Genomic DNA, 25,967 nt, shown 5'->3' on the forward strand with positions numbered 1-25,967 from the left:
ATATAGCAGAACAGATTCACACCAAAAAGATATCTATGAGCAAAACCCTTCGTCCAGCTGTCGCTTGGACGCGGGTCCCATTAAATATTAGCCAAAAACGTATATACGTCAATATATACGATAATCTATCAGTTGTGCAACTGTCATCCACAACTATAAGGGTGCAGGTACTCTATTTACCATGCTTGCCTCGCTTAGTACCAGTTATGCCCGGATTGGGCCGGATATAAGCAGACAGACAGGCAGGATCCCTTTCTGTTCTCCTGCCTGTCTGTGCCGCATCGTCGCTATCCTAACCTTCCGCTTTCAGTTCAAGAAGAGCATCGCGCAATTCCGCAGCTCTCTCAAATTGCAAACTCTTCGCCGCATCTTTCATCTCTGCCTCGAGACGTTCGATTACCGCGGCGCGATCTTTCTTCGACATTTTGCCTGTCTTCACTTCTGCCAGGTATTCCGTCTTCTCTTCGGCGACCTTCGTCGCCTCGATTACGTCGCGAATCTTCTTGGCAATGGTTTGCGGGGTTATCCCGTGCTCTATGTTGTAGGCTTCCTGTATGGTCCGGCGGCGTTCGGTTTCCTTAATCGCCTTATCCATGGAATCCGTAATTTTATCGCCGTACATAATTACGCGTCCATCCGCATTCCGCGCCGCCCGGCCGATCGTCTGGATCAGCGAACGTTCCGCGCGGAGGAAGCCTTCTTTGTCGGCATCCAGAATAGCCACCAGCGAAACTTCCGGCAAATCAAGCCCCTCCCTGAGCAGGTTGATTCCCACAAGAACGTGGAAGGTACCGAGCCGCAGGTCGCGTAGGATCTGCATCCTCTCCAAAGTCTTAATATCGGAATGCAGATAACGCACCTTGATGCCGATTTCCTTGAAGTAATCCGTTAAATCCTCGGACATCTTCTTCGTGAGGGTCGTCACGAGAACACGCTCGTCCTTGGCGATCCGGTCTTGAATCTCGCCGATGAGGTCGTCGATCTGACCTTTGGTCGGCCTCACTTCAATGATCGGATCAAGCAGTCCGGTTGGGCGGATAATCTGCTGAACCATCTCCGGACAGTGTTCCAGCTCGTATGGCCCCGGCGTTGCCGAGATATAAACGATCTGATTCACTTTGCGCTCGAACTCCTCAAATTGCAGAGGACGGTTATCCAGCGCGGACGGTAGACGGAATCCGTGCTCGACCAGCACTTCCTTGCGCGCCCGGTCCCCGTTGTACATCGCACGGATCTGGGGCAGCGTCACGTGGGACTCGTCGACCATCACCAGCATGTCGTCCGGGAAATAATCGAGAAGCGTATAAGGCGTCGCCCCGCGTTCGCGGAACGTCAATGGCCCGGAATAGTTCTCGATCCCGGAGCAGAAGCCCATCTCCGCCATCATTTCGATGTCGTAGCGCGTTCTCTGTTCCAGTCTCTGCGCTTCGAGCAGCTTGCCCTTGCCGCGCAGTTCCTCAAGCCGCTCCTCCAGCTCGCGCTCGATGTTCACCAGCGCACGCTTCATCGTATCCTCTTTCGTTACGAAGTGAGACGCCGGAAAAATCGCGATATGATCGCGTTCACCCAGAATCTCGCCCGTAAGCACGTCGATTTCGGTGATCCGCTCGATCTCGTCTCCGAACAGTTCCACACGGACAGCCTGTTCACTTCGGGAGGCCGGGAAAATCTCAATGACATCCCCCCGGACACGGAATGTGCCGCGCACGAAGTTCATATCGTTGCGCTGGTACTGGATGTCCACAAGCCGGTGAAGAATCTCGTTGCGGGACTTCTCCATTCCGGTGCGCAGCGACAGCAGAAGCGATCCGTATTCCGCAGGTGAACCGAGGCCGTAAATACACGACACGCTCGCGATGATGATGACGTCTCTGCGTTCAAACAAAGAACTCGTCGCCGAATGGCGGAGCTTGTCGATTTCTTCATTAATGCTCGAGTCTTTCTCTATATACGTATCCGAAGAAGCTATATAAGCCTCCGGCTGATAGTAATCGTAGTAACTGACGAAATAAGATACGGCGTTGTTCGGAAAAAACTCCTGGAACTCGCTGCAAAGCTGAGCCGCCAGTGTTTTATTGTGCGCAATAATGAGGGTCGGACGGTTTAGCTGGGCAATGACCTGAGCCGCCGTAAACGTCTTTCCCGTACCCGTTGCACCCAAAAGTGTCTGGTGCCTCGTCCCGTTCTGTATGCTTTTGACGAGCTCTTGGATCGCAGCAGGCTGGTCTCCCTGAGGAGAAAAATCCGATACGAGTTCAAACTTGTTCGTGCTCTTGATTATTTCACTCAAAATTTATCACCCACCGTCAGGTAGTCAAATTTAAAAGCACGCGGCGGCTTGCACCCCGTATGCCCTGTCTTTATACCTATAAACTTTTACCCGTCTTGCTCCGATATAGAACATATATACTTACCTACAACGGAGATATTCGGGCTGCCGGAAATAAGAATATGTGTTCCCGTATAATTATACTCTTTTTATGATCCGGTTGCAAATATTCAGACTCATTTTCATTTCCTTATTTTAGGCGGCAGCCTGGTCTGCATCATGAACATATTTCGATTTTAGAGGTGGTCAATCGTGGATTTGGCAACATTGTTAGGGCTTATACTCGGCTTGGGGGCACTAATCGGGGGATACATGTGGGACGGCGGTCATCTGACCTCGCTCCTCGTTCCAAGTGCCATGCTGATCGTCTTCGGAGGCACCTTCGGTGCAGTGGCGGTGAGTTTCCCGGTAGCAACACTCAAAAAAATTCCGAAAGCGCTCGGAATCGCATTCAAGCAAACCCAGAGGGACACGACCGCCACCATCGACGAAATCGTCGACATGGCTTCCATCGCCCGCCGCGAAGGCGTGCTGGCCCTGGAACAGAGAGCCCAGGAGCATCCCAATCCTTTTCTGAGAGACGGTCTTATGATGGTCGTAGACGGAACGGATCCGGAGCTTACCCGGCAGATTCTGGAGCTTGAGATGGACTCCATCGAACACCGCAACGACGGCATGTCCAAAATGTTCGAAGCCGCTGGCGGCTACTCCCCGACCATGGGAATTATCGGAACGGTGCTCGGGCTTATTCACGTACTCGGCAACTTGTCCGACCCTTCCACACTCGGTCCGGCCATCGCCGTCGCTTTCTCCGCCACTCTATACGGCGTTATGTTCGCCAACGTAGTCTATCTGCCGATCGGCAACAAGATCAAGCTGCGCGGCAAAGAGCAAATTTCCGAAATGGAACTGATGCTGGAAGGCATTCTGGCACTCCAGGCCGGTGAGAATCCTCAGTTGATCCGCAAAAAGCTGGCTTCCTTCGTTCACGAGAAGAATGCCGATAAGCAAAGCAGCGGAGAGGCGGGTGCCGTTCTTGCGGAAGAGAGGTAAGAAACAAGAAGAACACGTGAACCATGAACGCTGGCTGATTACTTATTCCGACTTGATTACGCTGCTCCTGGTATTTTTTATCGTGATGTACGCGATGAGCAAAGTCGATATGAACAAATACGAGACTATGGCCAAGGCCCTGAATTCGCAATTTATGAAAAATGAATCCCTTCTGCCTCAAGGCAGCGGAATTTCCGGCACGATTATACCCACGGCGAGCGACGGAACCAAGCCTAAGAAGGATACCTCCGCGGAAGAAGCGGCCAAGAAAGAACAGCAGCTCAAGGACATGCTTCAAGCGATCCAGGCGTACATCAAAGATAACAACCTGGAAGCTAAGGTTTCCGCATCGGATACACCGAGGGGCATCGCCATTACGCTGAACGATCTGTTCCTGTTCGATCTGGGTAAAGCCGACCTCAAACCGGCCGCTTATCCCGTACTTGAAAAGCTCGCTACCCTTCTACCTACGTTGAGCAACCGGGTCAGCATCGAAGGGCATACCGATAATATTCCGATTTCATCCGGATCGGCTTACAAAGATAACTGGGGACTCTCGTTTGCGCGGTCGCTCTCCGTACTCCGCTATTTTACGAATACGGCTAAACTGAGCGATGATCATCTTATGGCGACGGCTTATGCGGATACCGTCCCTAAAATGCCTAACACAAGCGAGGAGAACCGCGCCAAGAACCGGCGTGTTGAGATCGTCGTGTTGAGGGAATTTCAAAATGACGAACAGCAGCCGCAGCAGAAAGAAGCGCCGCCGGCAGCCGTCGCGGAAGCCGCTCCAGCACAAGCTAACTAGTTCACGCTCCTGTTGCAAAGACTTGGGAAGCTGGGAAGCTCTCCTTCCCTCCCGCCTGCATCGCAACGCTAAAAAACCTCGACGGTCACCATACGGTGATGTCGAGGTTTTTATTTGGATGAAGAGCCCGCAAGCCCGTGTGCCGGTTCCTGCAGCGTCTGCTTCCGCCTGTCTCTAACCTGCTCGGCATCGAGCAGAATGCGGACATGCGCGTTTGAGAAACCGATTTCCCCGAGGAGCCCTCCGTTCGCCCCTACAAGGTTTCTTCCGAACGTTTCGTCAACAGCCCGGTCAACTTTCTCGTAAAATAAGTCAGCAGCGGCAGCTGCCGGATTTCAACGTAATACACGGCATCCTGATCCGGGCAGATGACGATGCCCAGCTGGTGATGCTCACCCGCGAAGACGGCCCGCTTGTGAAAACGGATCTCGCCTTCCATGTCGACGATCTCCAGCTTGCAGTACGCCGAGCTCACCTGGATCGCCTGGTGCAGCTCGGTTTTGCTGTGGACCCGGACGCCGTTTACCTTGTGTACAAGCTCTCCGGGTCGCAGCCCCAGCTCGGCGGCGGGGCTGCCGGGCACTACCGCCAGAATCTTCAGCCCGCGGGGCTGGTTGATAAAGCACGGGCTGCGCTGCGCTTCTTCCCATCGTCCGTACCAGATCACCGCTTCGTGCAGCACAATTCCAAGCACGGCAGCGATAACGGTGAACGGACTCCAGACCTGCGCAAGCAGCGCGGAGAGGAAGAGCACCGCTGCATAGACCAGCAGCATAGCGGAGCTTCGCCCCACCTTCTCCTTCGGAAGCCGGGTCATCGTCAGCTCCGTAAACCCGATCATGGCGGGGAATGCGAGCAAGCTCCAGCCCGCCATCAGAGCATCGCCGGTAAACAGCGGCGACCAGGGAAAATCAACCGCTCCCGTTCCCGCTTGAACCGGAACCGCGAGGAAAAGCGGCACCGGCCAGAATCCTTGGAGCTGGTAGCCTCCAACGATCTTGCCCCGCTTGCCCTCGTAGAACATGGGGCTCGCCATCCGAGCTCCCTGCGAGCGGATCAACAGGGCTTCCGCCGCATGTAGGATGGCCACCAAAGCAAGCAGGGACGGAACGTCCGCATTCCTTATCACGGCAGCCACGCCGCTCCAGAAACCGCCCCCGCCAGGGGTGGGCAGTCCGGCCAGCACAACCTGCAGAATACCGAGGAGTCCCACCGAATAAGCGAGGCACAGAAACCGGATGCGAATGAGAATCATCGCGACGGACAGGCCCCAGAGCAGCAGAATCGTATCGGCTTGCAGGGAGACGCCTACGAACAGCATAACGACCGATACGCCCAGTCCCGCGACCCAGCCCCATAAATAAGTCCGCCAGGTCTCCCCGATCAGGGAATGAAGGCGGGTGGCAAACAATTTTCGCTCAAATTGAATTTGTTTCCGGTACTGCAGAAGGACGAGAAGAAGTCCGATATACGTAAAAGGGTTCAGCCATAACCGGCCGAACGCCGTCAAGAAACGTCCGGCAATTTCCGCAATAATGTCCATAACTCACTCCCTCGAGGCTCGAAACACGCTTCTTTTTTGTAAAAATCCGACGGTCCGACTTAGTTATATACATTCGACCCGCCCCCTTCATTTCCTTCCGTCCCCATGCAATTGGCAAAAAGAAGAGGACGGCCGGACCCGCGCCGGAGCGCTCGTAGTCCTACCGTCCCTCTTTTATTTCGAAAGCTGGGTCTGCAGCTCTTTAACGGCCGCTTTCAGCTGGTTGTCGTTCTTCGGAAGCTTAACGGCTTCCAACACGGCGCTTTCCAGCTTCTTGGCCGTCGCCGCATCCACGTTACCGGTCACGGGCAGACCGCTGGTCTTCTGGAACGCCTTGACGGCATCCGCCGTTTTGCTGCTGTAGTAGCCGTCTGTCCGGCCCGGTTCATAGCCTACACCGGTCAGCATCAGCTGCAGGTTCTTCACATCGTCGCTGTTGCTGTCCGGCTTTAAAGTATCTTTCTTGGACAGAATCGATGCTTTAAAGAATGCCGGCTGCTCGACCGCGATATCCGGTTCGATCCCCTTCTTGTGGATCCAGTTCCCGTCCGGGGTCAGCCACTTGTAGACGGTCATTTTGATATTGCTGCCGTCTCCCATTTCCTTCACATACGTTTCCTGCACGGTGCCCTTGCCGAACGTGGTCTCGCCAACGGTCTTGCTGCCGACCGCTTCTTTAAACGCTCCCGCCAAAATCTCCGAAGCGCTGGCGCTTCCCTTATTCGTCAGCACGACAACAGGGTACTTCTTGCTGCCGTCCTTGGACGTAGTCGCTTCCCGTTTGCCTTCCCGGTTTTCGATCTGTACGATCGGTTTGCCCTTCGGCACGAACGGTTCGACAATATCTATCACAACGTTGAGAAGACCGCCGGGATCGTTTCGAACGTCGATTACGAGCCCCTTCATTCCCTGCGTCTCCAGCTTCTTCAGCTCCTGCTGGAAGTGTTCCGCGGTATTTGCCGAAAACTGGCGGATTTCGATTTTGCCGATGCCGCCCTCAAGCATTTCGCCGAAAACCGTCTCAATGTCGATTTCGTCACGCACTACAATCACTTGAACCGGCTCCGTCGAAGCCTGCCGCAAAATCTCCAGTTTGGCCTGAGTGCCTTTCTGGCCGCGGATTTTGACGACCGCCTGATTGACGGTCAGCCCGTCCAATTTTTCACCGTTGACCGATACGATTACATCGTTAGCCATGATTCCGGCTTTCTCGGCCGGCGATCCCTTGATCGGGGAAACGACTTTGATTTTGCCGTCTTCCGACGTAACCTCTGCCCCGATTCCTTCGAACGAAGAATTGATGCTCTCGCTGAACTGCTTCGCTTCATTGGAATCCATATACACGGTATACGGGTCTTCAAGCGACTCCAGCATTCCGTTGATGGCGCCGTTCATAATTTTGTCGTGATCGACCTTGTTCAAATACTTGCTCTCGATCAGCTGGTACGTCTTTGCAATTTTGCCGACGTCCTGACTGCTGAGTCCCGAACTTCCTGCGGTTGCCGAAGCTCCGACGGATTTGCTCCCGAGAGGCAGCAGATTCCTGCCCGTAAAGGTCAGCGTCAGAATGCTGCTTGCAAACATCCCCAGCAGAACGAATGCGATCACCGTACGCCCTTTGAATTGCACTGCCGTTCACCACCTTTGTACTTGCACCCTTATGAGCTGCTCTTGCTAGTGTATGACAAGCTCTTCCAATTTATGAGTGCCAGTCGCCGAAAACCTTAATAGCCGATATAGCTGGACGGATTGACCGGTTTCGAATTGATCCGGACCTCGAAATGCAGGTGATTCCCCGTTGATCTTCCGGTTGAACCTACCTCTGCGATTTTCTCGCCGCGTTTCACGGATTGACCTTTGGAAACCTTAATGCCGCCGTTACGTATATGTCCGTACAGGGTCCAAACGCCGCCCCCGTGATCGATAATGACACAGTTGCCGTAGCCGCTCCACTCGGAAGCAACCAGGACAGTGCCGGATTCCGCCGCATAAATATCGGTCCCTTGCGGAGAAGGCATGTCAATTCCCGTATGACCGGCATAGGAGCCGTTGATCGGGTCTACACGGCCTCCGTACCCGGATGACAGCGAGACTCTCTTCGGAAGCGGATAGCCCATGCTGCCGCCCGAACCCGCTGCCGGGCCGCCGCCGCTGGAGCCTCCGGAGAACGAAGAATTCTTCGATGCTGCCGCTGCAGCCGCCGCCGCTGCGGCTTTCGCATCCGCTGCTTTCTTGGCCTGAAGCTGGGATTCTTTCTTCGCATATTCCATAATCGCCTGTTCCTGGTCGCTGCTGATTTCTTCGAGATGCTGCTGCTCGGCTGACAAGGAAGCGATTTTCACTTCTTTTGCTTTTTCCTTGACGAGGAGATCCTGCTTAAGATCTTCCGTCTGCGCGTATAGATTTTTCACATAAGCCAGCTGTTTCTCGATCTGCTGTTTCTTCTCGGCCACAAGGGCGCGGTCTTTCTTGTTCGCTTCCAGAATCTCTTTATCCTGGCCCACGATAGATTTCAGCGCCGACATCCGGTCGATAAAATCCGAAAAGCTCGTGGAGTTCAGGACGACTTCCAGATAAGACACCGAACCGTTCTCATACATAATGCGCATGCGCTTCTTCAAAAGCTCGTCCCGGGTTTCAACCCGTTTCTCCGCTTCGTCCAGCTGCTTGGCATTCTCTTCGAGATCCTCGGTCGTGTTCTCGATTTGCACGTTCAAGCCGGAAAGCTTGGCCGTCGCGCTGTCGAGCTGGTCCATCAAGGTTTCGATGTCCTTGGCGGTTTCCTGTTTTTCCTGTTGAACCTGTGTAAGCTGATTTTGAACGTCTTTCGCCTTCTGTTCGGCTGCGGACTTCATTTTCTTCATATTCGAAATTTCCTGATCGATTTTGGCCGAGTTGGAAGCCCCGTTGGCCACCGCATACGGCAGCAATGTTGTCGAGATTCCGAGTGCAACCACTAAAGGCATGAGTCTTTTCTTCAAGTGTTGATCCTCCTCTTACACATTGTGCATGCGCCCATTCACGTCTACACTTTGAGAAACTTGCGCACGGAGATGATGCTGCCCCAAATTCCGATAAGGAAACCCAGGCATAACAGCAGTCCGGCAATGACATAACTGACTTCGGCAAAAGGCTTTAATTTGATAAAGACCATACTCAGGTCCGACTTGCTGGACTCCACCAACTTGTTGTACCCATACAGGAGCACGACCACCGGTATGGCGGAACCGCCGATTCCCAGCAGAGCCCCTTCGATGAAGAACGGCCAGCGGATAAAAGCGTTCGTCGCGCCGACCAGCTTCATGATCGAGATCTCTCTGCGTCTGGCGACAATGGTAAGCTTGATGGTATTGGCAATCAGAAATACGGATGTAAAAGCGAGAAGCGCTACAAGAACGAGTCCGACGTTGCGGACAATCTGCGTAATTTTGAACATGTTCTCAACCGTGCCTTGGCCGTACTTGACGCTGCCGATCGGCTTCGGTTCCTTGCCTTCGTTAAGCTGGTTGATTTTATCTGCAACTCCCGCCACTTGCCGGGGGTCTTTAACCTCCACTTTAAAAGCAGGCGGCAGCGGATTCTCGTCGCCTTCGAACCCTTCCAGGAACCCTTTTCCTTCTTCCCCGAGTCGGTTCCGGAGATCTTCAAGCCCTTGCTCCTTCGAGACGAAAGTGACCTTCTGGACTTCGGGCAGGGCATTCAGCTCCTGCTTCAACTGGTTGGTCTGATCTTCCGTAATGTTCAAATCCATGTACACGCGGATTTCGACTTGCTTCTCTATTTGATCTGCCACATAATTCACGTTCAATGACAGCAGCAGGAATAAGCCAAGTATAAAAAGCGAAATGGTGATGGAACTGATAGACGCGAAGGTCATCCATCCGTTGCGAATGATATTGCGAAAGCCTTCCCGCAGATGGCGGGCCATTGTCCTACTCTTCATAACCGTACTCACCTCGCAGCTCGTCACGGGCAATAATCCCGTTCTCGATAGCGATAACGCGCTTGCGCATCGTGTTGACGATTTCTTTGTTGTGGGTCGCCATCATGATCGTCGTTCCACGGAAATTGATTTCTTCCAGAAGCTTCATGATGCCCCATGAGGTTTCGGGGTCCAGGTTTCCTGTCGGCTCATCGGCTACAATCACGGCAGGGTTGTTCACTATTGCCCGGGCAATTGCGATCCTCTGCTGTTCACCGCCGGAGAGCTGTCCCGGGAAAGAATTGGCCTTATCCTTCAAGTGCACGAGGTCGAGTACTTCCATTGTGCGCTTTTTGATCAACTTCTTCGGTGCCTCGATAACTTCCATCGCAAAAGAAATATTTTCATAGACGGTCATCTTCGGCAGCAGCCGGTAATCCTGAAAAATGACGCCGATGTTGCGGCGAACATACGGGATTTTCCGCTGTTTAAGCTTCTCGATGTTAAACCCGTTCACGAATATTTGCCCTTTTGTAGGTCTTTCCTCCCGATAGATCATCTTCATAAAAGTAGATTTACCGGCGCCGGACGGGCCGACAATATAAACGAATTCGTTGCGGTCGACCTTGACGTCGATCCCCCGCAGCGCATGAGTTCCGTTAGGATACGTTTTCCAGACATCCTGCATTTCGATCAAAATCATCACTTCCTGTTAACGGCGGATTGATCCTAGCTCATACAAGTTCGACAGCCATCTTAAAAATCCTTTTAAAAAAGGGAATATTCAACATCTTTTCACAGCGGACGCGAATTTTGTTGGGGTTTGCCCTATTTTCGACTCAGGCATATTTGTCCGATGAATCCATAGACATGTAGAACAGGCATCCGTCTGAATGTTCAAGTTCAACTTGAGTCCAAAGTGTCAGTGCGCCAAATTCTTTGAAGGAGTTTACTTATGAAGCCAGTTAAGCGTGTGCTAACGACAATGGCCATCGTACTGCCGCTGGCGGCCGTTATAGGGCTGGGTTCCATAGCCTTTTACGGCTCGCGCCCGGCTTTTCCGGAGCAATTCACCGTATCGGGGTGGAAGGTGGGCGGAATGGCTTACGCCGATTTCCCCGGGCAGTTAAGCCGTCAGGTTGCGCTTCTGAATTCCGTCCCCGTACAGCTTGTGTCCGACCGGAAGGAAGTTCCTTCCCGCTCACAGAAGCTGCAGGATCTGGGATTGCGTGTAGACGATCGCGAGCTTCAGACCCTCCTTCATGACCTTACGGAAGGAAATTTGCTGGATCGTGCGCGCAACCGGTGGAAGCTCCGCCATTACCAAGCGAAAATCGGCTTGTTCATAGAAGCGGATCAGCTCGAAAAGAAGCTGCGGATTCTATGGCCGGATATCTATGCCGTACAACCGGTATCCGCCCAGCGCATCGTTACGCCCGATGACCGCGTGCAGTATAAAACGGGACAACCCGCCCTCCGCATTGACGCTTCCCGCTTGAAGGCGGACATAGAGCAGCAGATCAGGCAGATAGATCCGAAACGGGCGGAGAATCCGCTCTCCATACAAGTCCCATTCCGGCTGCAGGAACCCGAGGTGACGGAAAAAATGCTGCGCGACCAGCATGTGGACCGGCTTATCACGCAGTTCTCGACCCCGCTTAACCAATCGTCGCCGGGACGCAAGCATAACGTCCGCTCGACAGCAGCGACACTTCATGAAGTAATCCTAAAGCCGGGCGAAATTTTCGATTACGCCCCTATTATTGAACAGACCGGCGTTAAATTCGGCTTTCGGGAAGCTCCCGTTATCTTAAACGGCAAGCTTGTTCCCGGTGTAGGGGGCGGAATTTGCCAGGTTTCCACCACGCTCTATAACGCGGTTCTGCGCGCCGGTCTGGAAATTGTCGAACGAAGAAACCATTCGCTGCCGATCAGCTACGCCCCTTTGGGGCAAGATGCCACCTTTTCGACAGGTTTCATCAATTTTCGCTTCCGAAACGACACAAAAGCCCACCTCCTTATCCGAACGGAAATGTCGGATGCGGCGCTGACTATTAAACTATTCGGGAGTATTCCCTCGGATACGACGTATGAGATTATGTCGAATACCGTTGAGACCATTCAACCGCCCGTCAAATACGTGCACAATCCCGGATTGAGAGCCGGCGAACAGGTGGAGCTAAGTCCCGGCAAGCAAGGGTTTGTGGTCGATACCTACCGGATAAAAAAGCAAGGCGGCAAAGAAGTCTCCCGTGAAAAAATTTCCAGAGACCGCTATACTCCGCAAGCGAGAGTCGTCGCATCCCATACAGGCGTACTCAAGCCGCCGGCGGAATCCGCTCCTCCGCAAAAGAACGTCATTGAAGACGGAGTCACCCAGAACGGCAAGACACCTTAGCGCCTGCGAAACAACCCGTTCACCCGGCAAAAGAGGGACAGGGCGAAACAGGAAAGGCCCTGAATAACCCGTGCGCGGCACAACGGCCAAACGCATGAATTTCATGAGCCTTTCGGTTATTTCCCCATTATTTACTTTTATCAAGCTTGCTGTCAACCCAGCTTACAGTTATTCCCAGGACTTTCTCCGCACGCGAAATAGCACCCTGTACCTGGCTGCTGGCCGTGCCTCCGTACACGTTACGGGCATTAACCACCTGCTCCGGTTGAAGCACTTCGTAAATGTCGTCGCCGAACAGTTCGGAGAACTTGTTGAACTCTTCCATGGACAGATCGAGCAGGAATTTACCCTCTTGAATGCAGTAGAGGACCGTCTTGCCGATTACTTCGTGAGCCTGGCGGAACGGCAGTCCTTTGTTAACGAGATAGTCCGCAATGTCCGTGGCGTTGGAAAAATCCTGATTTACCGCCTGACGCATGCGGGCTTTGTTCACTTTCATGGTGGAGATCATCGGTGCGAAGAGCTGTAAGGCGCCTTGAAGGGTGCGGACCGTGTCCAGCATGCCTTCTTTGTCTTCCTGCATGTCCTTGTTATAGGCCAGCGGGAGCGCCTTGAGGACGGTCATGAGACCGAAGAGGTTGCCGTATACGCGGCCGGTTTTGCCGCGGACAAGCTCGGCCACATCCGGGTTTTTCTTCTGCGGCATGATAGAGCTGCCCGTACAGAACGCATCATCCAGTTCGACGAAATTAAATTCGGTGCTGGACCACATAACCAGCTCCTCGCAGAAACGGGACAGATGCATCATGATGAAGGATGCATTGGCGAGAAACTCCAGAATAAAGTCACGGTCGCTGACGGCATCCAGACTGTTCTCGTACACTCCCTCGAAGCCAAGCTGTTCCGCTACGAAATGACGGTCAATCGGGAACGTTGTGCCCGCAAGCGCGCCGGCGCCCAGCGGCAGAACGTTGATCCGCTTGTAGCTATCCTGAAGACGCTCGATATCACGCTGGAACATCGACACGTAGGCCATCAGATGGTGAGCGAACAGGATCGGCTGCGCACGCTGGAGATGCGTGTATCCCGGCACGATTGTATCCAAGTTAGCCTTGGCCTGCGTCAGTAGAGCCTCCTGAAGTTTCTGGAGCAGGCTGACGAATTCCACCACGCGTCCGCGCAGATACAAGTGCATGTCGGTCGCCACCTGGTCGTTACGGCTGCGGCCCGTGTGCAGCTTGCCGCCTACCGGCCCGATCTCATCGATCAGCGTCTTTTCGATATTCATATGAATGTCTTCGTTGGCGATCGTGTATTCCAGCTCGCCGCGGCGGATCATGCCCAGTACGCGATTAAGACCGTCCTTGATCGTTTCGACATCCTCTTGAGGCAGGATGCCGCATTTGCCGAGCATAGTCACGTGGGCAAGACTGCCCTGGATGTCTTCTTCCGCCAGTTCTTTATCGAACGTGATGGAAGCTGTGTATTCTTCTACCAATTGGTCGGTTTGCTTCGTAAACCGGCCGCCCCATAATTTCGACACGTTGCCGCCTCCTTCTATTTTAACGGAACAACGGGCCGCTTCCGGCCCGTTCCCCGTTTCCTGTTTCACAGGTATATAAACAAACGATTGGTTTCCCGCTTATTTCCCGGATTGCTGCTCTACGCCGGAGCTTACTTTCAGACGCAGCGCGTTAAGACGAATGAAACCTGCCGCATCGCCCTGGTCGTAAGCTTGGGTCGGGTCCGCTTCCATCGTCGCGATATTCGGGTTATACAAGCTCACCGGACTCTTCACGCCGGCTGCAATCACGTTGCCTTTGTACAGCTTCATACGAACCGTGCCCGTTACGTTTTTCTGGCTCTCGGTTACAAGCGCTTGAATAGCCAGACGTTCCGGAGCAAACCAGAACCCGTTGTATACGAGTGTGCTGTATTTGGAGATCAGAGAGTCGCGCAGATGCATGACTTCACGGTCCATGGTCAGGGATTCGATGCGGCGGTGAGCCGCAAACAGAATCGTGCCGCCCGGCGTCTCGTACACGCCGCGGCTCTTCATGCCCACGAAACGGTTCTCGACCATGTCGATACGGCCGATGCCGTGCTTGCCGCCAAGCTCATTGAGCGTCTCCATCATTTGCAGCGGGTTCAGCTTCTCGCCGTTGATAGCGACCGCATTGCCCTGCTCAAATTCAAGCTCGATGTATTCCGGCTGATCCGGCGCATCTTCCGGAGATACGCTGAGCACGTACATATCGCGGTTGGAATCGGCGCTTGCGTCGAACCAAGGGTCCTCGAGCATGCCGCTCTCGAAAGAGATGTGCAGCAGGTTGCGGTCCGTCGAATACGGTTTCGACGCGGTCGCCTGCACCTGGATGCCGTGTTTCTCGGCATACGCGATCATTTCGGCGCGGCCCGGGAACTGCTCCCGGAACGCTTCAAGGCGCCATGGGGCGATTACGCTGATTTCCGGCGCAAGCGCAGCGGCCGTCAGCTCAAAGCGCACCTGGTCGTTCCCTTTGCCGGTTGCGCCGTGCGCAATGGCCGTAGCGCCTTCGGCGCGGGCGATCTCGACCATGCGCTTGGCGATCAACGGGCGCGCGATGCTCGTGCCGAGCAGGTACTGCCCTTCGTACAGCGCGCCGGACTGGAACATCGGATAGATGAAGTCGCTCGCGAATTCTTCGCGGAGATCATCGATGTAGACCTTGCTCGCGCCGGTAGCCAGCGCCTTTTCTTCCAGGCCGTCGAGTTCGTCCTTCTGCCCGATATCCGCTGTAAATGCGATAATTTCAGCGTCATATGTTTCTTTAAGCCAAGCCAGAATAACGGACGTATCCAAACCGCCCGAATAGGCCAGCACGATTTTTTCTTTAGCCATGTTTTCCTCACCTTTGCTGCCATAATTTTAGTTACATAATCGAAGCCATAACGGCTTTCTGTGCGTGAAGGCGGTTTTCCGCCTGATCGAATACGAACGAATTCGGTCCGTCGATTACGCCTTCGCTGACCTCTTCTCCCCTGTGTGCGGGGAGGCAGTGCAGGAAGAGGTAATCCTTCTTCGCGTAGCGGGCAAGCTCCTCGTTCACCTGGTAGCCGCTGAAAGCACGCTCGCGCTCCTGCTGCTCCGCTTCGAAGCCCATGCTCGCCCATACGTCCGTATAAATCACGTCCGCATCCGCCACCGCTTCCTTCGGATCCTGAGTAACCAGCACGGAGCCGCCCGCTTGGGAGGCAAATTCCCTGCTGCTGCGGACAAGCTCTTCATCCGGCGTGTACCCTTCCGGAGAAGCGACCGTGATGTTGAGGCCGAGTTTGGCCGCTCCGACAAGCAGGGAGTGGACCATATTGTTGCCGTCGCCGACATAAGCGATTTTAAGCCCTTCCAGGCGGCCTTTATGCTCTTGAATCGTCATATAATCCGTCAGTGCCTGGCATGGATGAGAAAAGTCCGTCAACCCGTTAATAACCGGAATAGTCGCGGCACGCGCCAAATCGACCACATTGCGGTGGGCAAACGTACGGATCATGATGCCGTCCAGGTAGCGGGACAACGTCTGTGCCGTGTCGGAAACCGTTTCTCCGCGTCCGAGCTGGATGTCGTTTTTGCTGAGGAACAAGGCTTGGCCCCCGAGCTGAAACATCCCTACTTCAAAAGAAACACGCGTCCGCGTGGATGATTTCTCGAAAATCATGCCGAGCGTCTTGCCTTTGAGAATCTGATGCGCTTCGCCGGCCTTTTGTTTGGCCTTCAGATCGCGGGCCAGCGTGATCAGGTGATTAAGCTCCGCGGGTGTGTAATCGACCAGCCCCAGGAAATCTCTTCCCTTAAGCTGCTGCTGCAATTCTTCCTGTACCGTGCTGGACATGGGAATCCGTCCTTTCTTCCTGCAAAATGTCGGAGCGTCCGCAGAGCTGCGGGCGACCTTCTTGTCTATTGTACTAAAGCAGAGGCTTTTCTTGCCAGTACGTCGCAAACGACGTCCAGGCCCTTCTGCAAATCTTCTTTCGGAATAACGAGGCTTGGAAGCAGACGCACCACTTGCGGGCCGGCCGATACGACCAGAACGCCCGCTTCATGAATCTCGGCTATAAGCTCCGCTGCGGGATGCTTGCACACGATGCCGATCAAGAGGCCTTCGCCGCGCACTTCTTCGACGATCGGATTGCCCGCAAGCTTCTCACGAAGCGTCTTAACCGTCCATTCGCCAAGCTCCGCCGCACGCTGAGGAATCTTCTCGCTCAGCATATATTCAACCGTTGCTATAGCTGCAGCCGTAGCGATTGGAGTTCCCCCGAACGTGCTGCCGTGGGAACCTGCCGAGAAAGCCGGCGCCACTTTGGCATTCCCCAGCATAGCCCCGATAGGGAAACCGCTGCCGAGGCCTTTGGCCAGAGTAAAGATATCCGGCTCGATGCCGTAATGCTCATAGGCAAACAGCTTGCCGGTGCGGCCCATACCCGTCTGAATTTCATCGACGATGAGAAGCAGGCCGCGCTCCTTGCAAAGTTCGGCCAGAGCCTTCACGAAAGCGGGATCCGCCGGGATTACGCCGCCTTCGGCTTGAACCATTTCGAGCATAACAGCGCACGTACGCTCGCTGATCAGCTTTTCGACGGAAGCAAGGTCGTTATAATCGGCATAGACAAATCCTTCGGGAAGGGGGTGGAAGCCTTCCTGCACCTTCTCTTGTCCGGTTGCGGTCAGGGTAGCCAGCGTACGGCCGTGGAACGACTGATGGAACGTAATGATCTCGTAACGGTTTTCGCCCAGCACCTTCTGCGAATAACGCCGTGCGAGCTTGATAGCCGCCTCGTTGGCTTCGGCACCGGTCGAGCAGAAGAACACGGCGTCCGCACAGCTGTTATCGGTCAGCAGCTTCGCCAGCTTTTCCTGATTCGGGATATGGAACAGATTAGACACGTGCCAAAGCTGATCAAGCTGCGCCACAAGCTTCTCTTTAACAGCTTCCGGAGCATGCCCTAAATTCGTAACGGCAAGACCGGCCATCAAATCGATGTACTCCTTGCCTTGGTCGTCCCACAATCGGCTGCCTTCTCCCTTTACCAGTGTGATTGGAAACCGGGCATATGTCGGAAACAAACTGCTTGCCTGCTGAACCATGTTCTTCACTCCCATCGTTTAATTGTTCAAAATAGCTGCCGCTAGCGGACAATCCGGGTCCCGGCCTGCGCTCCGTCCAGAACGCTGCTGAGAATACCGGGGACGGAACCGTCCACGATCACAACTTCCCGCACGTCCCCTTGGATGCACTGGATCGCCGCCCGTACTTTAGGGATCATGCCCCCGTAGATATCTCCACTCTCGATCATCGCCTCGATATCCGCAATGGTGACGGTCGGAAGCACCCGCTTCACACCGTCCTCCATCTTCATAATACCGGGTACATCGGTCACAACGATGAGCCGGTCCGTACCGATCCGGGATGCGACCGCACCCGCTGCCGTATCGGCATTGATGTTGTAGCGCTGATTCCCGTCGCCGCCGAGACCGATCGGTGCAATAACGGGCATGTAGCCCATCCCGACGACGCCTTGAATCAGCTCCGCGTTCACATCGGTCACGTCGCCTACGAGTCCTACTTCGGAGGCGTTTTCCACCGGGCGAGCCGTAATCAGGCGTCCGTCTACACCGGACAATCCGAGGGCTCTGCCTCCGGACAGCTGGATGCGTCTGACGATTTCTTTATTGATCCGCCCGGCCAGCACCATTTCGACGACGTCGAGGACAGCCTCGCTTGTTTTGCGGAGCCCGCCCACGAACTCACTCGCGATACTGAGCTGATTCAGCGTCTCCGAAATGGCAGGCCCCCCGCCATGCACGATGACAGGGACAATGCCGCGGTCCTGAAGCTGCTTTAAATCCGTGAAAAAAGAATCCGGCAGTGCAGCCAGCGTACTCCCGCCGCACTTCATCACAAAACTTTCCATGTCTCCCCTTGCCTCCGTTCGTCTCCTCAAGCGGGTCCTGGCGGCCTAAGTCCGGTACGCCGCATTGATGCGGACGTAATCATAGGTCAAATCACAGCCCCAAGCAGTCGCTCCGCTCCCGCTCATATTCAAGTGCACGTCAATCTGCACGATATCTCCCTTTAAGTAAGCTTCCGCCCGGTCTTCGTCAAACGCAACCGGTTTGGACTGCTTAAGTACGGCAATGCCTCCAAGACTTACATCCACCGTCTCCGTATTCACCGGCTGGCCCGCGCGTCCGACGGCTGCAATGATCCGCCCCCAGTTGGCATCCGCTCCGAAGCACGCCGTCTTCACAAGACTGGAGCCTACGACGGTTTTGGCAATCGCGCGTGCAGCCTCCTGTGAAACGGCCCCGTGCACGTTGACTTCGATCAGCTTCGTCGCTCCTTCGCCGTCTCTGGCGATCGCTTTCGCCAGATGCTCCGAAACGTAGCGGAAGGCGGCCGCGAAGTCTTCCCAGTCCGCTTGGCCGGGCTGCAGCGCTTCCCCGCCGGCCAGTCCGCTAGCCATCACGACGACCATGTCGTTCGTGCTGGTGTCGCCGTCCACCGTAATCATGTTGAAGGTGGAGTCGGTCGCTTCGCCAAGCAGCTGCTGCAGATGCTTGCTCTCGATGTTCGCGTCGGTGGTGACAAAACCGAGCATCGTCGCCATGTTCGGGTGAATCATCCCCGAACCTTTGGCCGCTCCGGCGATGTGCACCTCGCGCCCGCCGATGTTAACACGCACGCAGATGACTTTCTTCACCAGGTCGGTCGTCAGAATCGCCTGGGAAAAGTCTTCTCCGCCTGCGGCGTGAATCTTCTCCGGCAGCGCTTCTATGCCGGCGAGCACTTTCGGCATCGGCAGCAGTTCGCCGATGACGCCTGTCGAGGTGACGCCGACCAGCTCTTCGGCGATCCCGAGGCGGCGTGCCATGGCATCGCGCATAGCGCGCGCATCCGCGAGTCCCTGCTCGCCCGTGCACGCGTTGGCGTTGCCGCTGTTGACGAGCATCGCCTGGAGCCTGCCGCCTGCGGCTATGCTTTCCTGCGTCACGCGAAGCGGCGCGGCCTGGAACGCGTTAAGCGTGTAAACGGCCGCAACGGCCGCCGGGACGTCGCATACGATCGCTCCGAGATCGTTGCGTTCGGTTTTCTTTAAACCGCAATGCAGGCCGCCAGCGCGGAAGCCTTGAGGTGTAGTCACCGTGCCATCCGGCACGACGGTAAAACGGCCTAGCAGCGTCATGGATGCTCACCTGTCCTTTTTGCCCATTATCCCTGGGATATCTACTATCTGTTAAATCTCTCGTAAGCCGGTAAAATATAACGGCTCCTCAATAGAGCCCCTCTCAATCTATGCAAAGCTGACTATCATTAAAACAGTCGGAACTATTACGGATAAACCGGCGTAAGTTGAAGACCCGTCGTTTCATCCCAGCCAAGCATCAGATTCAAATTCTGCACGGCTTGCCCGGCCGCGCCTTTCATCACGTTGTCGATAACCGAAACGACGGTGACCCGGTTCGTCCTCTCATCTACGGCAAAACCGATATCGCAGTAATTCGAGCCCCATACTTCTTTGGTAGCCGGCCACTTGCCTTCTTCGCGAATCCGTACAAAACGGCGTCCTTCGTAGAAATTACGGTACATTTCAATAAACTCGCGGGTGTCATGCTTTCCGTTCAACTGCGCATAACAGGTCGCCATAATTCCGCGCGTCATCGGCACAAGATGAGTCGAGAAAGTGATGATGACTTCACGTCCCGCGGCATCGCTCAGCACCTGCTCGATTTCGGGAATGTGCTGATGTCGGTTAAGTTTGTATGCCGAGAAATTCTCGTTGGCTTCCGCGTAATGAACGCCGAGGCCCAATCCTCTGCCCGCGCCGGAAATGCCGGATTTGGCATCCACGATAATCGTGGACGGATCGATCCATCCCGCTTTCACAGCCGGAACCAAACCAAGAAGTGTAGCGGTCGGGTAACAGCCTGGGTTGGAAATAAACTCTTTTCCCGGCACCTGCTCTCCGTAAATCTCGCACAAACCGAAAACCGCCTTATCCAAATCTTCCTGGGACGCGCCCTCGCGCTTGTACCACCGGGTATAGATCTCCGGGGTTTTCAAGCGGAAATCTCCGGACAGATCGATCACTTTGAGACCGGCCTCCAGCATTTGAGGCGCCAGCTTGGCAGCCACACCCGCTGGTGTCGCCAGAAAAACGACATCCGCTTTGGACGCGATAAGCGGTACGTCCACAGCATCCAGTGAATCGTGCATAATGCTGTTCAAATGAGGAAATCCGTCCGAAATAGGAGTTCCTGCACTCGAAGAGGAAATTACCGAAGTGATCGCTACAGCAGGATGTCCAAGCAGCAGCCTGATCAGCTCCACTCCTCCGTAACCGGTTGAACCTACAATTGCCGCTCTCACGTGATCCGTCATTGCTTTTTCCCCCAAACGTCCTAAAAATGATATGTATTATTATACAGACACAGGTATAATAATTCAATGACTTTTTTACCTGCCCGAGAGCCTCTCTTCCACAGCATTAAAGCACGCGCAAAAAAACGACTGTCTATAAAGACAGCCGTTCTCTGCTACAGGAGACATGTTTGGAGTTGAGTGTTATTGGAGCGGATCAGTCTCCAAGTCTTTGATCTTTTATGCAGAATGTTTTGTATATATGCAAAGTTATACCGCGCGTTTGAAACCTTCCCCCAGCACCTCGTTCGCATTGCTTAAAATGATAAACGCTTGAGGGTCGATCGACTGTACCAGCGCTTTGAGCTTGCTGACTTCGCTTTGGCTGACGACAACCATAAGCACAAGCCGCGCATCACCCGTGTATCCGCCGGCTCCGGTTAACTGGGTCAGACCACGGTCCAGATCATGAAGAATCGCTTCGCGAAGCTTCTCCGGATCATTAGAAATGATGTAAGCCACCTTCGACGTGTTAAGCCCGACTTGGACGATATCAATGGTTTTCGTGGTCACAAAGAGACCGATCAGCGCGTAAAGAGCTTTTTCGGGACCGAAAAAAAGACCGGCCAGCAAAATGACCATTCCGTCAAAAACGGCAACCGATACACCCAGGCTCAAGCCGGAATACTTATGTAAAATTTGCGAGGAAATGCTGAAGCCTCCGGTTGAACCGCGGCCGCGGAACACAATCCCGATACCAAGTCCCAGCACCATGCCGCCGTAAATCGTTGCAAGCAGAATGTTATGAGTCAGAGTGGGAAGATGACTGGTCAGCATCACGCAGAGCGGCAGAACGATCGAACCCACGACTGCCTTAAGACTGTATGAGCGGTCCAGAAGCCACAAGCCGAGGAGAAATAACGGAATATTCAAGCCCCACTGCGTTAAAGCGGGCTGCCAGCCCAACGTTTGCTGGATAATGGTCGACAGGCCCGATACCCCTCCGGAAGCAACCTGATTGGGATTGAGAAAGACGTTGAAACTGATGGAAATAATCAAACAGCCGATCAGCAGCATCGCATATTCGTACACTTTCTGCTGCGGACTGTTCAGGACAAGACGGGCTTTTCTCCGTTTGCCTTTGGCCATAGCCATGGGCTTTCCTCCTATCTTTTACCGGCTGTTCGCACCGGTTATCTCTAGTTTTGCCTGATGAAGGTCTATTGTTGTATGAGTAAGGTACTGGAATTATTATGGCATCAAAAGAAGAGTTTGCCTACCTCTAATTAACCGTTGGTCAAAAATAATTTCGGAAGCGCTGCAAAGGCTTCCGCAGGGCGCTTTTCGTCAACTGCTGAGGACATACCATATCCCCCGATATACAAAAAATGCGGGGCCGCAGGCACTCGGCCTCCTTCCCCGCACGCTTCTTATTCTTCTTTCTTCTGGATCTGCAGACGAAGATAAGCATCAATGAACGGATCGAGATCGCCGTCCATCACCGCTCCCACATTGCCTGTCTCTTCCGTAGTCCGGTGATCCTTGACCATGCTGTAAGGATGGAAGACGTAGGAACGGATCTGGCTGCCCCACGCAATGTCGGACTGTTCTCCGCGGATTTCCGCGAGATGCTTCTCCTGCTCCTCGATCTTCTTCTCGTAGAGCTTCGATCTCAAGTGCTTCATGGCCCGTTCCCGGTTCTTGATCTGGGAACGTTCCGTCTGGCACGTCACCACGACTCCTGTCGGCAAGTGCGTAATCCGCACGGCCGAATCCGTCGTGTTGATGTGCTGGCCGCCCGCTCCGCTCGCGCGGTACGTGTCGATCTTCAAATCCTCCGTGCGGATATCGACCTCGACGTCGTCTTCGATCTCCGGGACCACGTCGCACGACACGAATGACGTGTGGCGCCGGCCCGAGGCGTCGAACGGCGAGATGCGCACGAGGCGGTGTACGCCCTTCTCCGCTTTAAGGTACCCGTAGGCGTTATGTCCCTTGATGAGGAGCGTAACGCTCTTCACGCCGGCCTCGTCTCCGGGAAGATAATCGAGTACCTCGACCTTGAAGTCCCGTTTCTCGGCCCATCGGCGGTACATCCGCAGCAGCATCTCCGCCCAGTCCTGGGACTCCGTCCCGCCCGCGCCCGGATGCAGCTCGAGAATGGCATTCAGCCGGTCGTACGGCTGATTGAGCAGCAGCTGCAGCTGGAAGTCTTCCAGCTTGCGGAGAACGCCTTTCAGGCCGTCGGCCAGTTCGGCCGCCATGTCCTCATCGTTCTCCTCGTCAGCCAGCTGCGCCATAACTTCCAGGTCTTCATATTCGTTATTCAGCGCCTGGAACTGATCCACAACGCTCTTGATGGCGTTGAGTTCGCCGATAATTTTCTGGGCCTTCTCGTTATCGTCCCAGAAATCCGGCGCCGCCATTTTCACTTCATAATCTCCGATCTCTTCGAGCTTATGATCTAAGTCAAAGAGACCCCCTTAATTCCGTTAGTCGCTTTGCAATTTCGCGCAGGTCTTGTTTTACTTCCGGTTCCAGCATACCAACACCTCGGAGTCCTCATATTTGTTCTAGCAATTAGTTGTACCACCTGGTAGTAAAAAACTGGCCGGTCCCGGCTGCTCTAAGCTTATCATAACCGGACCTGTGCCAGGATATAAGCGAATATGCAAGGCTATGCATGAAAAATGCATGACCTTGCATAAGATACCGCTTATAAAGTCCGGATCGGGTGCGAATTACGCTCCGTGGCACTGCTTATATTTCTTGCCGCTTCCGCAAGGGCAAGGATCGTTGCGGCCGATTTGCTCTTCTTTTACGATCGGCTGTTTGCCTGCGGATTCCACTTTGGGGTCCACGGCTTGGCCTTCGGCCACGGCTTGACGCTCCAGATTGCTTTCGACATGGGCCTTCATGATATAAGTGGCCACTTCTTCCTGGATGCTGTCGACCATTTCGTGGAACATTTCGAAACCTTCGAATTGATACTCACGAAGCGGATCCGTGCCGCCGTATGCACGAAGGTGAATCCCTTGGCGAAGTTGGTCCATCGCGTCGATGTGATCCATCCATTTGGAATCGACCGCACGCAGAACGACGACTTTCTCAAACTCGCGCATAAATTCGGCGCCGATCTGTTCTTCGCGCTCGTTGTATTTTTGTTTGACTTTCTCATCAATAAATTCAATGATTTCGTTGATCTCTTTACCCCAGATATCTTTGCTGACCAGCGCATCTTCGGAAAGGAAGTTGTTATTCACGTAATCGACAACCGCCTGAAGATCCCACTCTTCCGGAATTTGAGATTCGCTGCAGTGGGCGTTCACGATACGCTCAATGCTGGAACGAAGCATCGTTTCGACGATCTCACGGATATTCTCGGACTCCAGCACCTCGCGGCGCTGTTTATAAATAATTTCACGCTGCTGGTTCATAACGTCGTCATATTGGAGGACGACTTTACGCATGTCGAAGTTGTTGCCCTCCACACGCTTCTGAGCGGACTCGATCGCACGCGTGATAAGCTTGCTTTCGATCGGCTGATCCTCTTCCATGCCAAGACGGTCCATCATAGCCATGATGTTCTCGGCGCCGAAACGCTTCATCAGTTCATCGCCAAGCGACAGATAGAACTGGGAGGAACCCGGGTCGCCCTGACGGCCTGCGCGACCGCGAAGCTGGTTATCGATCCGGCGGCTCTCATGGCGCTCCGTACCGATAATATGCAATCCGCCGACTTCGTGGACTTGATCGCCCAGCATAATATCGGTACCGCGGCCCGCCATGTTCGTTGCGATCGTTACCGCGCCGGCTTGTCCCGCGCGGGAGACGATTTCCGCCTCCTCGGCGTGGTACTTCGCGTTAAGCACCTTATGCTGAACGCCTTTTTTCTTCAGCATTTCGGACAGCAGCTCGGAATTCTCGATGGAAACGGTACCGACCAGCACTGGTTGTTTATTTTTATAGCGCTCGACGATTTCTTCCACGACCGCTTTGAATTTACCCATCTCCGTCTTATAAACAACGTCAGGCATATCTTTACGGATCATCGGACGGTTAGTCGGCACAATAATAACGTCCAGACCGTAAATCTTCTTGAACTCTTCTTCCTCCGTCTTCGCCGTACCGGTCATGCCGGCCAGCTTGCGGTACATACGGAAATAGTTCTGGAACGTGATCGTCGCCAGCGTCATGCTTTCGTTCTGCACCTGAAGCTGCTCTTTCGCTTCGATCGCCTGGTGGAGGCCTTCGCTGTAACGGCGGCCTGTCATCAGACGGCCCGTAAATTCGTCGACGATAAGAACTTCATCATCCTGAACGACGTAATCCACGTCACGGCGCATAATGACGCGGGCTTTCAAAGCCTGGGTAACGTGGTGGTTGAGGGTCACGTTCTGATGATCGAACAGGTTCTCGATCCCGAACGCTTTCTCTGCCTTCTCCACACCCTGCTCCGTCAACGATACGGAACGCACCTTGATATCAACGGTATAATCCTTCTCCGCTTCCAGCTTGCTCACAAAACGGTCCGCCGCATAATACAAATCCGTAGATTTGGCAGCTTGTCCCGAAATAATCAGCGGTGTTCTCGCTTCATCGACCAGGATGGAATCCACTTCGTCGATAACGGCAAAATAAAGCGGACGCTGAACCATCTGCTCTTTGTAAAGCACCATATTATCGCGCAAATAGTCAAATCCGTATTCATTGTTCGTGCCGTAGGTTACGTCGCAAGCATAGGCCGCCTGCTTCTGCTCATGCGAAAGATCATGAAGATTGACCCCGACGGTCATCCCCAGGAAATCGTAAATCTGGCCCATTTCGCCGCTGTCACGCTGCGCCAGATAGTCGTTGACGGTAACCACGTGCACGCCTTTGCCCGCCAGCGCATTCAGATAGACGGGAAGCGTACCGACGAGGGTTTTACCTTCACCGGTTCTCATCTCGGCGATTTTGCCTTCGTGGAGCACCATGCCGCCGATTAACTGCACGTCATAGTGACGTTTGCCCAGCACCCGCTTGGAAGCTTCACGCACAACGGCAAATGCTTCCGGCAGCAGGTCGTCCAGGTCTTCGCCCTTGTCCAGACGCTCGCGGAACTCAACTGTTTTGCCTTTTAATTGTTCGTCGGACAGAGCTGAAATTTCCGGCTCCTGCCCATTTATAGCATCGACTGCTTTCAAATATCGCTTGATTTCACGTTCGTTGGAATCACCAAACATTTTTTTGACCAGTCCTAGCATCGGTGAACCCCTTTCCCTTACACTCAGTATCCTTAAATTGTATCAGTTTGCTCGTCAAGCCGCAACAAAACAAGGCTTCAGAGCGGGAACATTTCAGTTTATCAGATGTGCTTCTCTGTAGCAAACCTACTCCTTTACATACGTAAAAGCTCGCGCTTTGTTGCAGTTGTTGTCGGCAAAGCCGCTGAAAAGCCGATTTTCCGTTTCCAAAGTTGGCGAAATTTTACCGGTCGGCTGTCGAACAGACGAGAGCCTTTAGAAGTGTTTTA

At 54.0% G+C, this 25,967-nt stretch carries 19 protein-coding genes; 3 read left to right on the forward strand and 16 right to left on the reverse strand.

The annotated features are described in order from the left end of the window. Window positions 1-292 precede the first annotated feature (292 nt). Entirely contained in the window at window positions 293-2,290 is a 1,998-nt protein-coding gene (uvrB, locus tag ACI48J_RS25740; protein WP_326050697.1) for an excinuclease ABC subunit UvrB, read from the reverse strand. A 291-nt stretch (window positions 2,291-2,581) separates the two neighbouring features. On the opposite strand from uvrB, the gene ACI48J_RS25745 reads away from it, so the two are divergent. Next, window positions 2,582-3,382, forward strand: a complete 801-nt coding sequence (locus tag ACI48J_RS25745) for a flagellar motor protein (RefSeq protein WP_009676980.1) — start codon at window positions 2,582-2,584, stop codon at window positions 3,380-3,382. Beyond that, window positions 3,366-4,190 carry a flagellar motor protein MotB gene (locus ACI48J_RS25750; protein WP_405080852.1) on the forward strand — a complete coding sequence of 275 codons (825 nt, stop codon included), beginning with the start codon at window positions 3,366-3,368 and terminating at the stop codon, window positions 4,188-4,190. Before ACI48J_RS25745 ends, ACI48J_RS25750 begins: the two co-directional genes overlap by 17 nt. 253 nt (window positions 4,191-4,443) lie before the next feature. Here the strand turns inward: ACI48J_RS25750 and ACI48J_RS25755 are convergent, their stop codons facing one another. From ACI48J_RS25755 to ftsE, 5 genes are all read right to left on the reverse strand, one after another. After that, window positions 4,444-5,733: a PDZ domain-containing protein gene (locus ACI48J_RS25755; RefSeq protein WP_405080854.1), complete on the reverse strand. Its 1,290-nt coding sequence runs from the start codon at window positions 5,731-5,733 to the stop codon at window positions 4,444-4,446. Between the two features lie 174 nt (window positions 5,734-5,907). Next, window positions 5,908-7,362 (reverse strand): S41 family peptidase, encoded by a 1,455-nt coding sequence (locus tag ACI48J_RS25760; protein ID WP_405080855.1) that lies wholly within the window; start codon window positions 7,360-7,362, stop codon window positions 5,908-5,910. A 95-nt stretch (window positions 7,363-7,457) separates the two neighbouring features. After that, the gene (locus ACI48J_RS25765; RefSeq protein ID WP_326050690.1) at window positions 7,458-8,714 is read right to left on the reverse strand and encodes a peptidoglycan DD-metalloendopeptidase family protein; all 1,257 of its coding nucleotides are present in this window, start codon (window positions 8,712-8,714) and stop codon (window positions 7,458-7,460) included. Window positions 8,715-8,758: 44 nt separating this feature from the next. Further along, window positions 8,759-9,676: a permease-like cell division protein FtsX gene (ftsX, locus tag ACI48J_RS25770; RefSeq protein ID WP_405080857.1), complete on the reverse strand. Its 918-nt coding sequence runs from the start codon at window positions 9,674-9,676 to the stop codon at window positions 8,759-8,761. After that, entirely contained in the window at window positions 9,666-10,352 is a 687-nt protein-coding gene (gene ftsE, locus ACI48J_RS25775) for a cell division ATP-binding protein FtsE (protein WP_103996855.1), read from the reverse strand. The genes ftsX and ftsE overlap by 11 nt, the downstream gene beginning before the upstream one ends. A 258-nt stretch (window positions 10,353-10,610) precedes the next feature. Between ftsE and ACI48J_RS25780 the strand changes: the two genes are divergently transcribed. Further along, window positions 10,611-12,053 carry a VanW family protein gene (locus ACI48J_RS25780; protein WP_405080859.1) on the forward strand — a complete coding sequence of 481 codons (1,443 nt, stop codon included), beginning with the start codon at window positions 10,611-10,613 and terminating at the stop codon, window positions 12,051-12,053. 127 nt (window positions 12,054-12,180) lie between these two features. On the opposite strand, the gene argH is transcribed toward ACI48J_RS25780, so the two are convergent. From argH to secA, 10 genes are all read right to left on the reverse strand, one after another. Next, window positions 12,181-13,596 carry an argininosuccinate lyase gene (gene argH / locus ACI48J_RS25785; RefSeq protein WP_326050685.1) on the reverse strand — a complete coding sequence of 472 codons (1,416 nt, stop codon included), beginning with the start codon at window positions 13,594-13,596 and terminating at the stop codon, window positions 12,181-12,183. A gap of 99 nt (window positions 13,597-13,695) precedes the next feature. Then, the gene (locus ACI48J_RS25790) at window positions 13,696-14,934 is read right to left on the reverse strand and encodes an argininosuccinate synthase (protein WP_103996858.1); all 1,239 of its coding nucleotides are present in this window, start codon (window positions 14,932-14,934) and stop codon (window positions 13,696-13,698) included. 31 nt (window positions 14,935-14,965) lie between these two features. Continuing rightward, window positions 14,966-15,922, reverse strand: coding sequence for an ornithine carbamoyltransferase (gene argF, locus ACI48J_RS25795; protein ID WP_405080860.1), 957 nt, complete (start codon window positions 15,920-15,922; stop codon window positions 14,966-14,968). 65 nt (window positions 15,923-15,987) lie between these two features. Beyond that, window positions 15,988-17,178: an acetylornithine transaminase gene (locus tag ACI48J_RS25800; RefSeq protein WP_405080861.1), complete on the reverse strand. Its 1,191-nt coding sequence runs from the start codon at window positions 17,176-17,178 to the stop codon at window positions 15,988-15,990. A gap of 41 nt (window positions 17,179-17,219) precedes the next feature. Continuing rightward, window positions 17,220-18,005 carry an acetylglutamate kinase gene (argB, locus tag ACI48J_RS25805; protein WP_405080862.1) on the reverse strand — a complete coding sequence of 262 codons (786 nt, stop codon included), beginning with the start codon at window positions 18,003-18,005 and terminating at the stop codon, window positions 17,220-17,222. 45 nt (window positions 18,006-18,050) lie between these two features. Continuing rightward, on the reverse strand, window positions 18,051-19,277 hold the full coding sequence (argJ, locus tag ACI48J_RS25810; protein ID WP_326050680.1) for a bifunctional glutamate N-acetyltransferase/amino-acid acetyltransferase ArgJ: 1,227 nt from the start codon (window positions 19,275-19,277) through the stop codon (window positions 18,051-18,053). Window positions 19,278-19,423: 146 nt separating this feature from the next. After that, the gene (argC, locus tag ACI48J_RS25815) at window positions 19,424-20,473 is read right to left on the reverse strand and encodes an N-acetyl-gamma-glutamyl-phosphate reductase (protein WP_405080864.1); all 1,050 of its coding nucleotides are present in this window, start codon (window positions 20,471-20,473) and stop codon (window positions 19,424-19,426) included. Window positions 20,474-20,722: 249 nt separating this feature from the next. After that, complete coding sequence (locus ACI48J_RS25820) at window positions 20,723-21,607, reverse strand: YitT family protein (RefSeq protein WP_009676976.1); 885 nt, start codon at window positions 21,605-21,607, stop codon at window positions 20,723-20,725. Window positions 21,608-21,882: 275 nt separating this feature from the next. Next, a protein-coding gene (prfB, locus tag ACI48J_RS25825; protein WP_405080866.1) for a peptide chain release factor 2 occupies window positions 21,883-22,996 on the reverse strand; the annotation gives its coding sequence in 2 pieces (ribosomal slippage) (window positions 21,883-22,923 and window positions 22,925-22,996; 1,113 coding nt in all). A 197-nt stretch (window positions 22,997-23,193) separates the two neighbouring features. Further along, the gene (gene secA / locus ACI48J_RS25830) at window positions 23,194-25,698 is read right to left on the reverse strand and encodes a preprotein translocase subunit SecA (RefSeq protein ID WP_405080868.1); all 2,505 of its coding nucleotides are present in this window, start codon (window positions 25,696-25,698) and stop codon (window positions 23,194-23,196) included. Between the last annotated feature and the right edge of the window lie 269 nt (window positions 25,699-25,967).

Origin of the sequence: Paenibacillus chitinolyticus (assembly GCF_045038035.1) — a bacterium.
Classification (GTDB): domain Bacteria; phylum Bacillota; class Bacilli; order Paenibacillales; family NBRC-103111; genus Paenibacillus_F; species Paenibacillus_F chitinolyticus_A.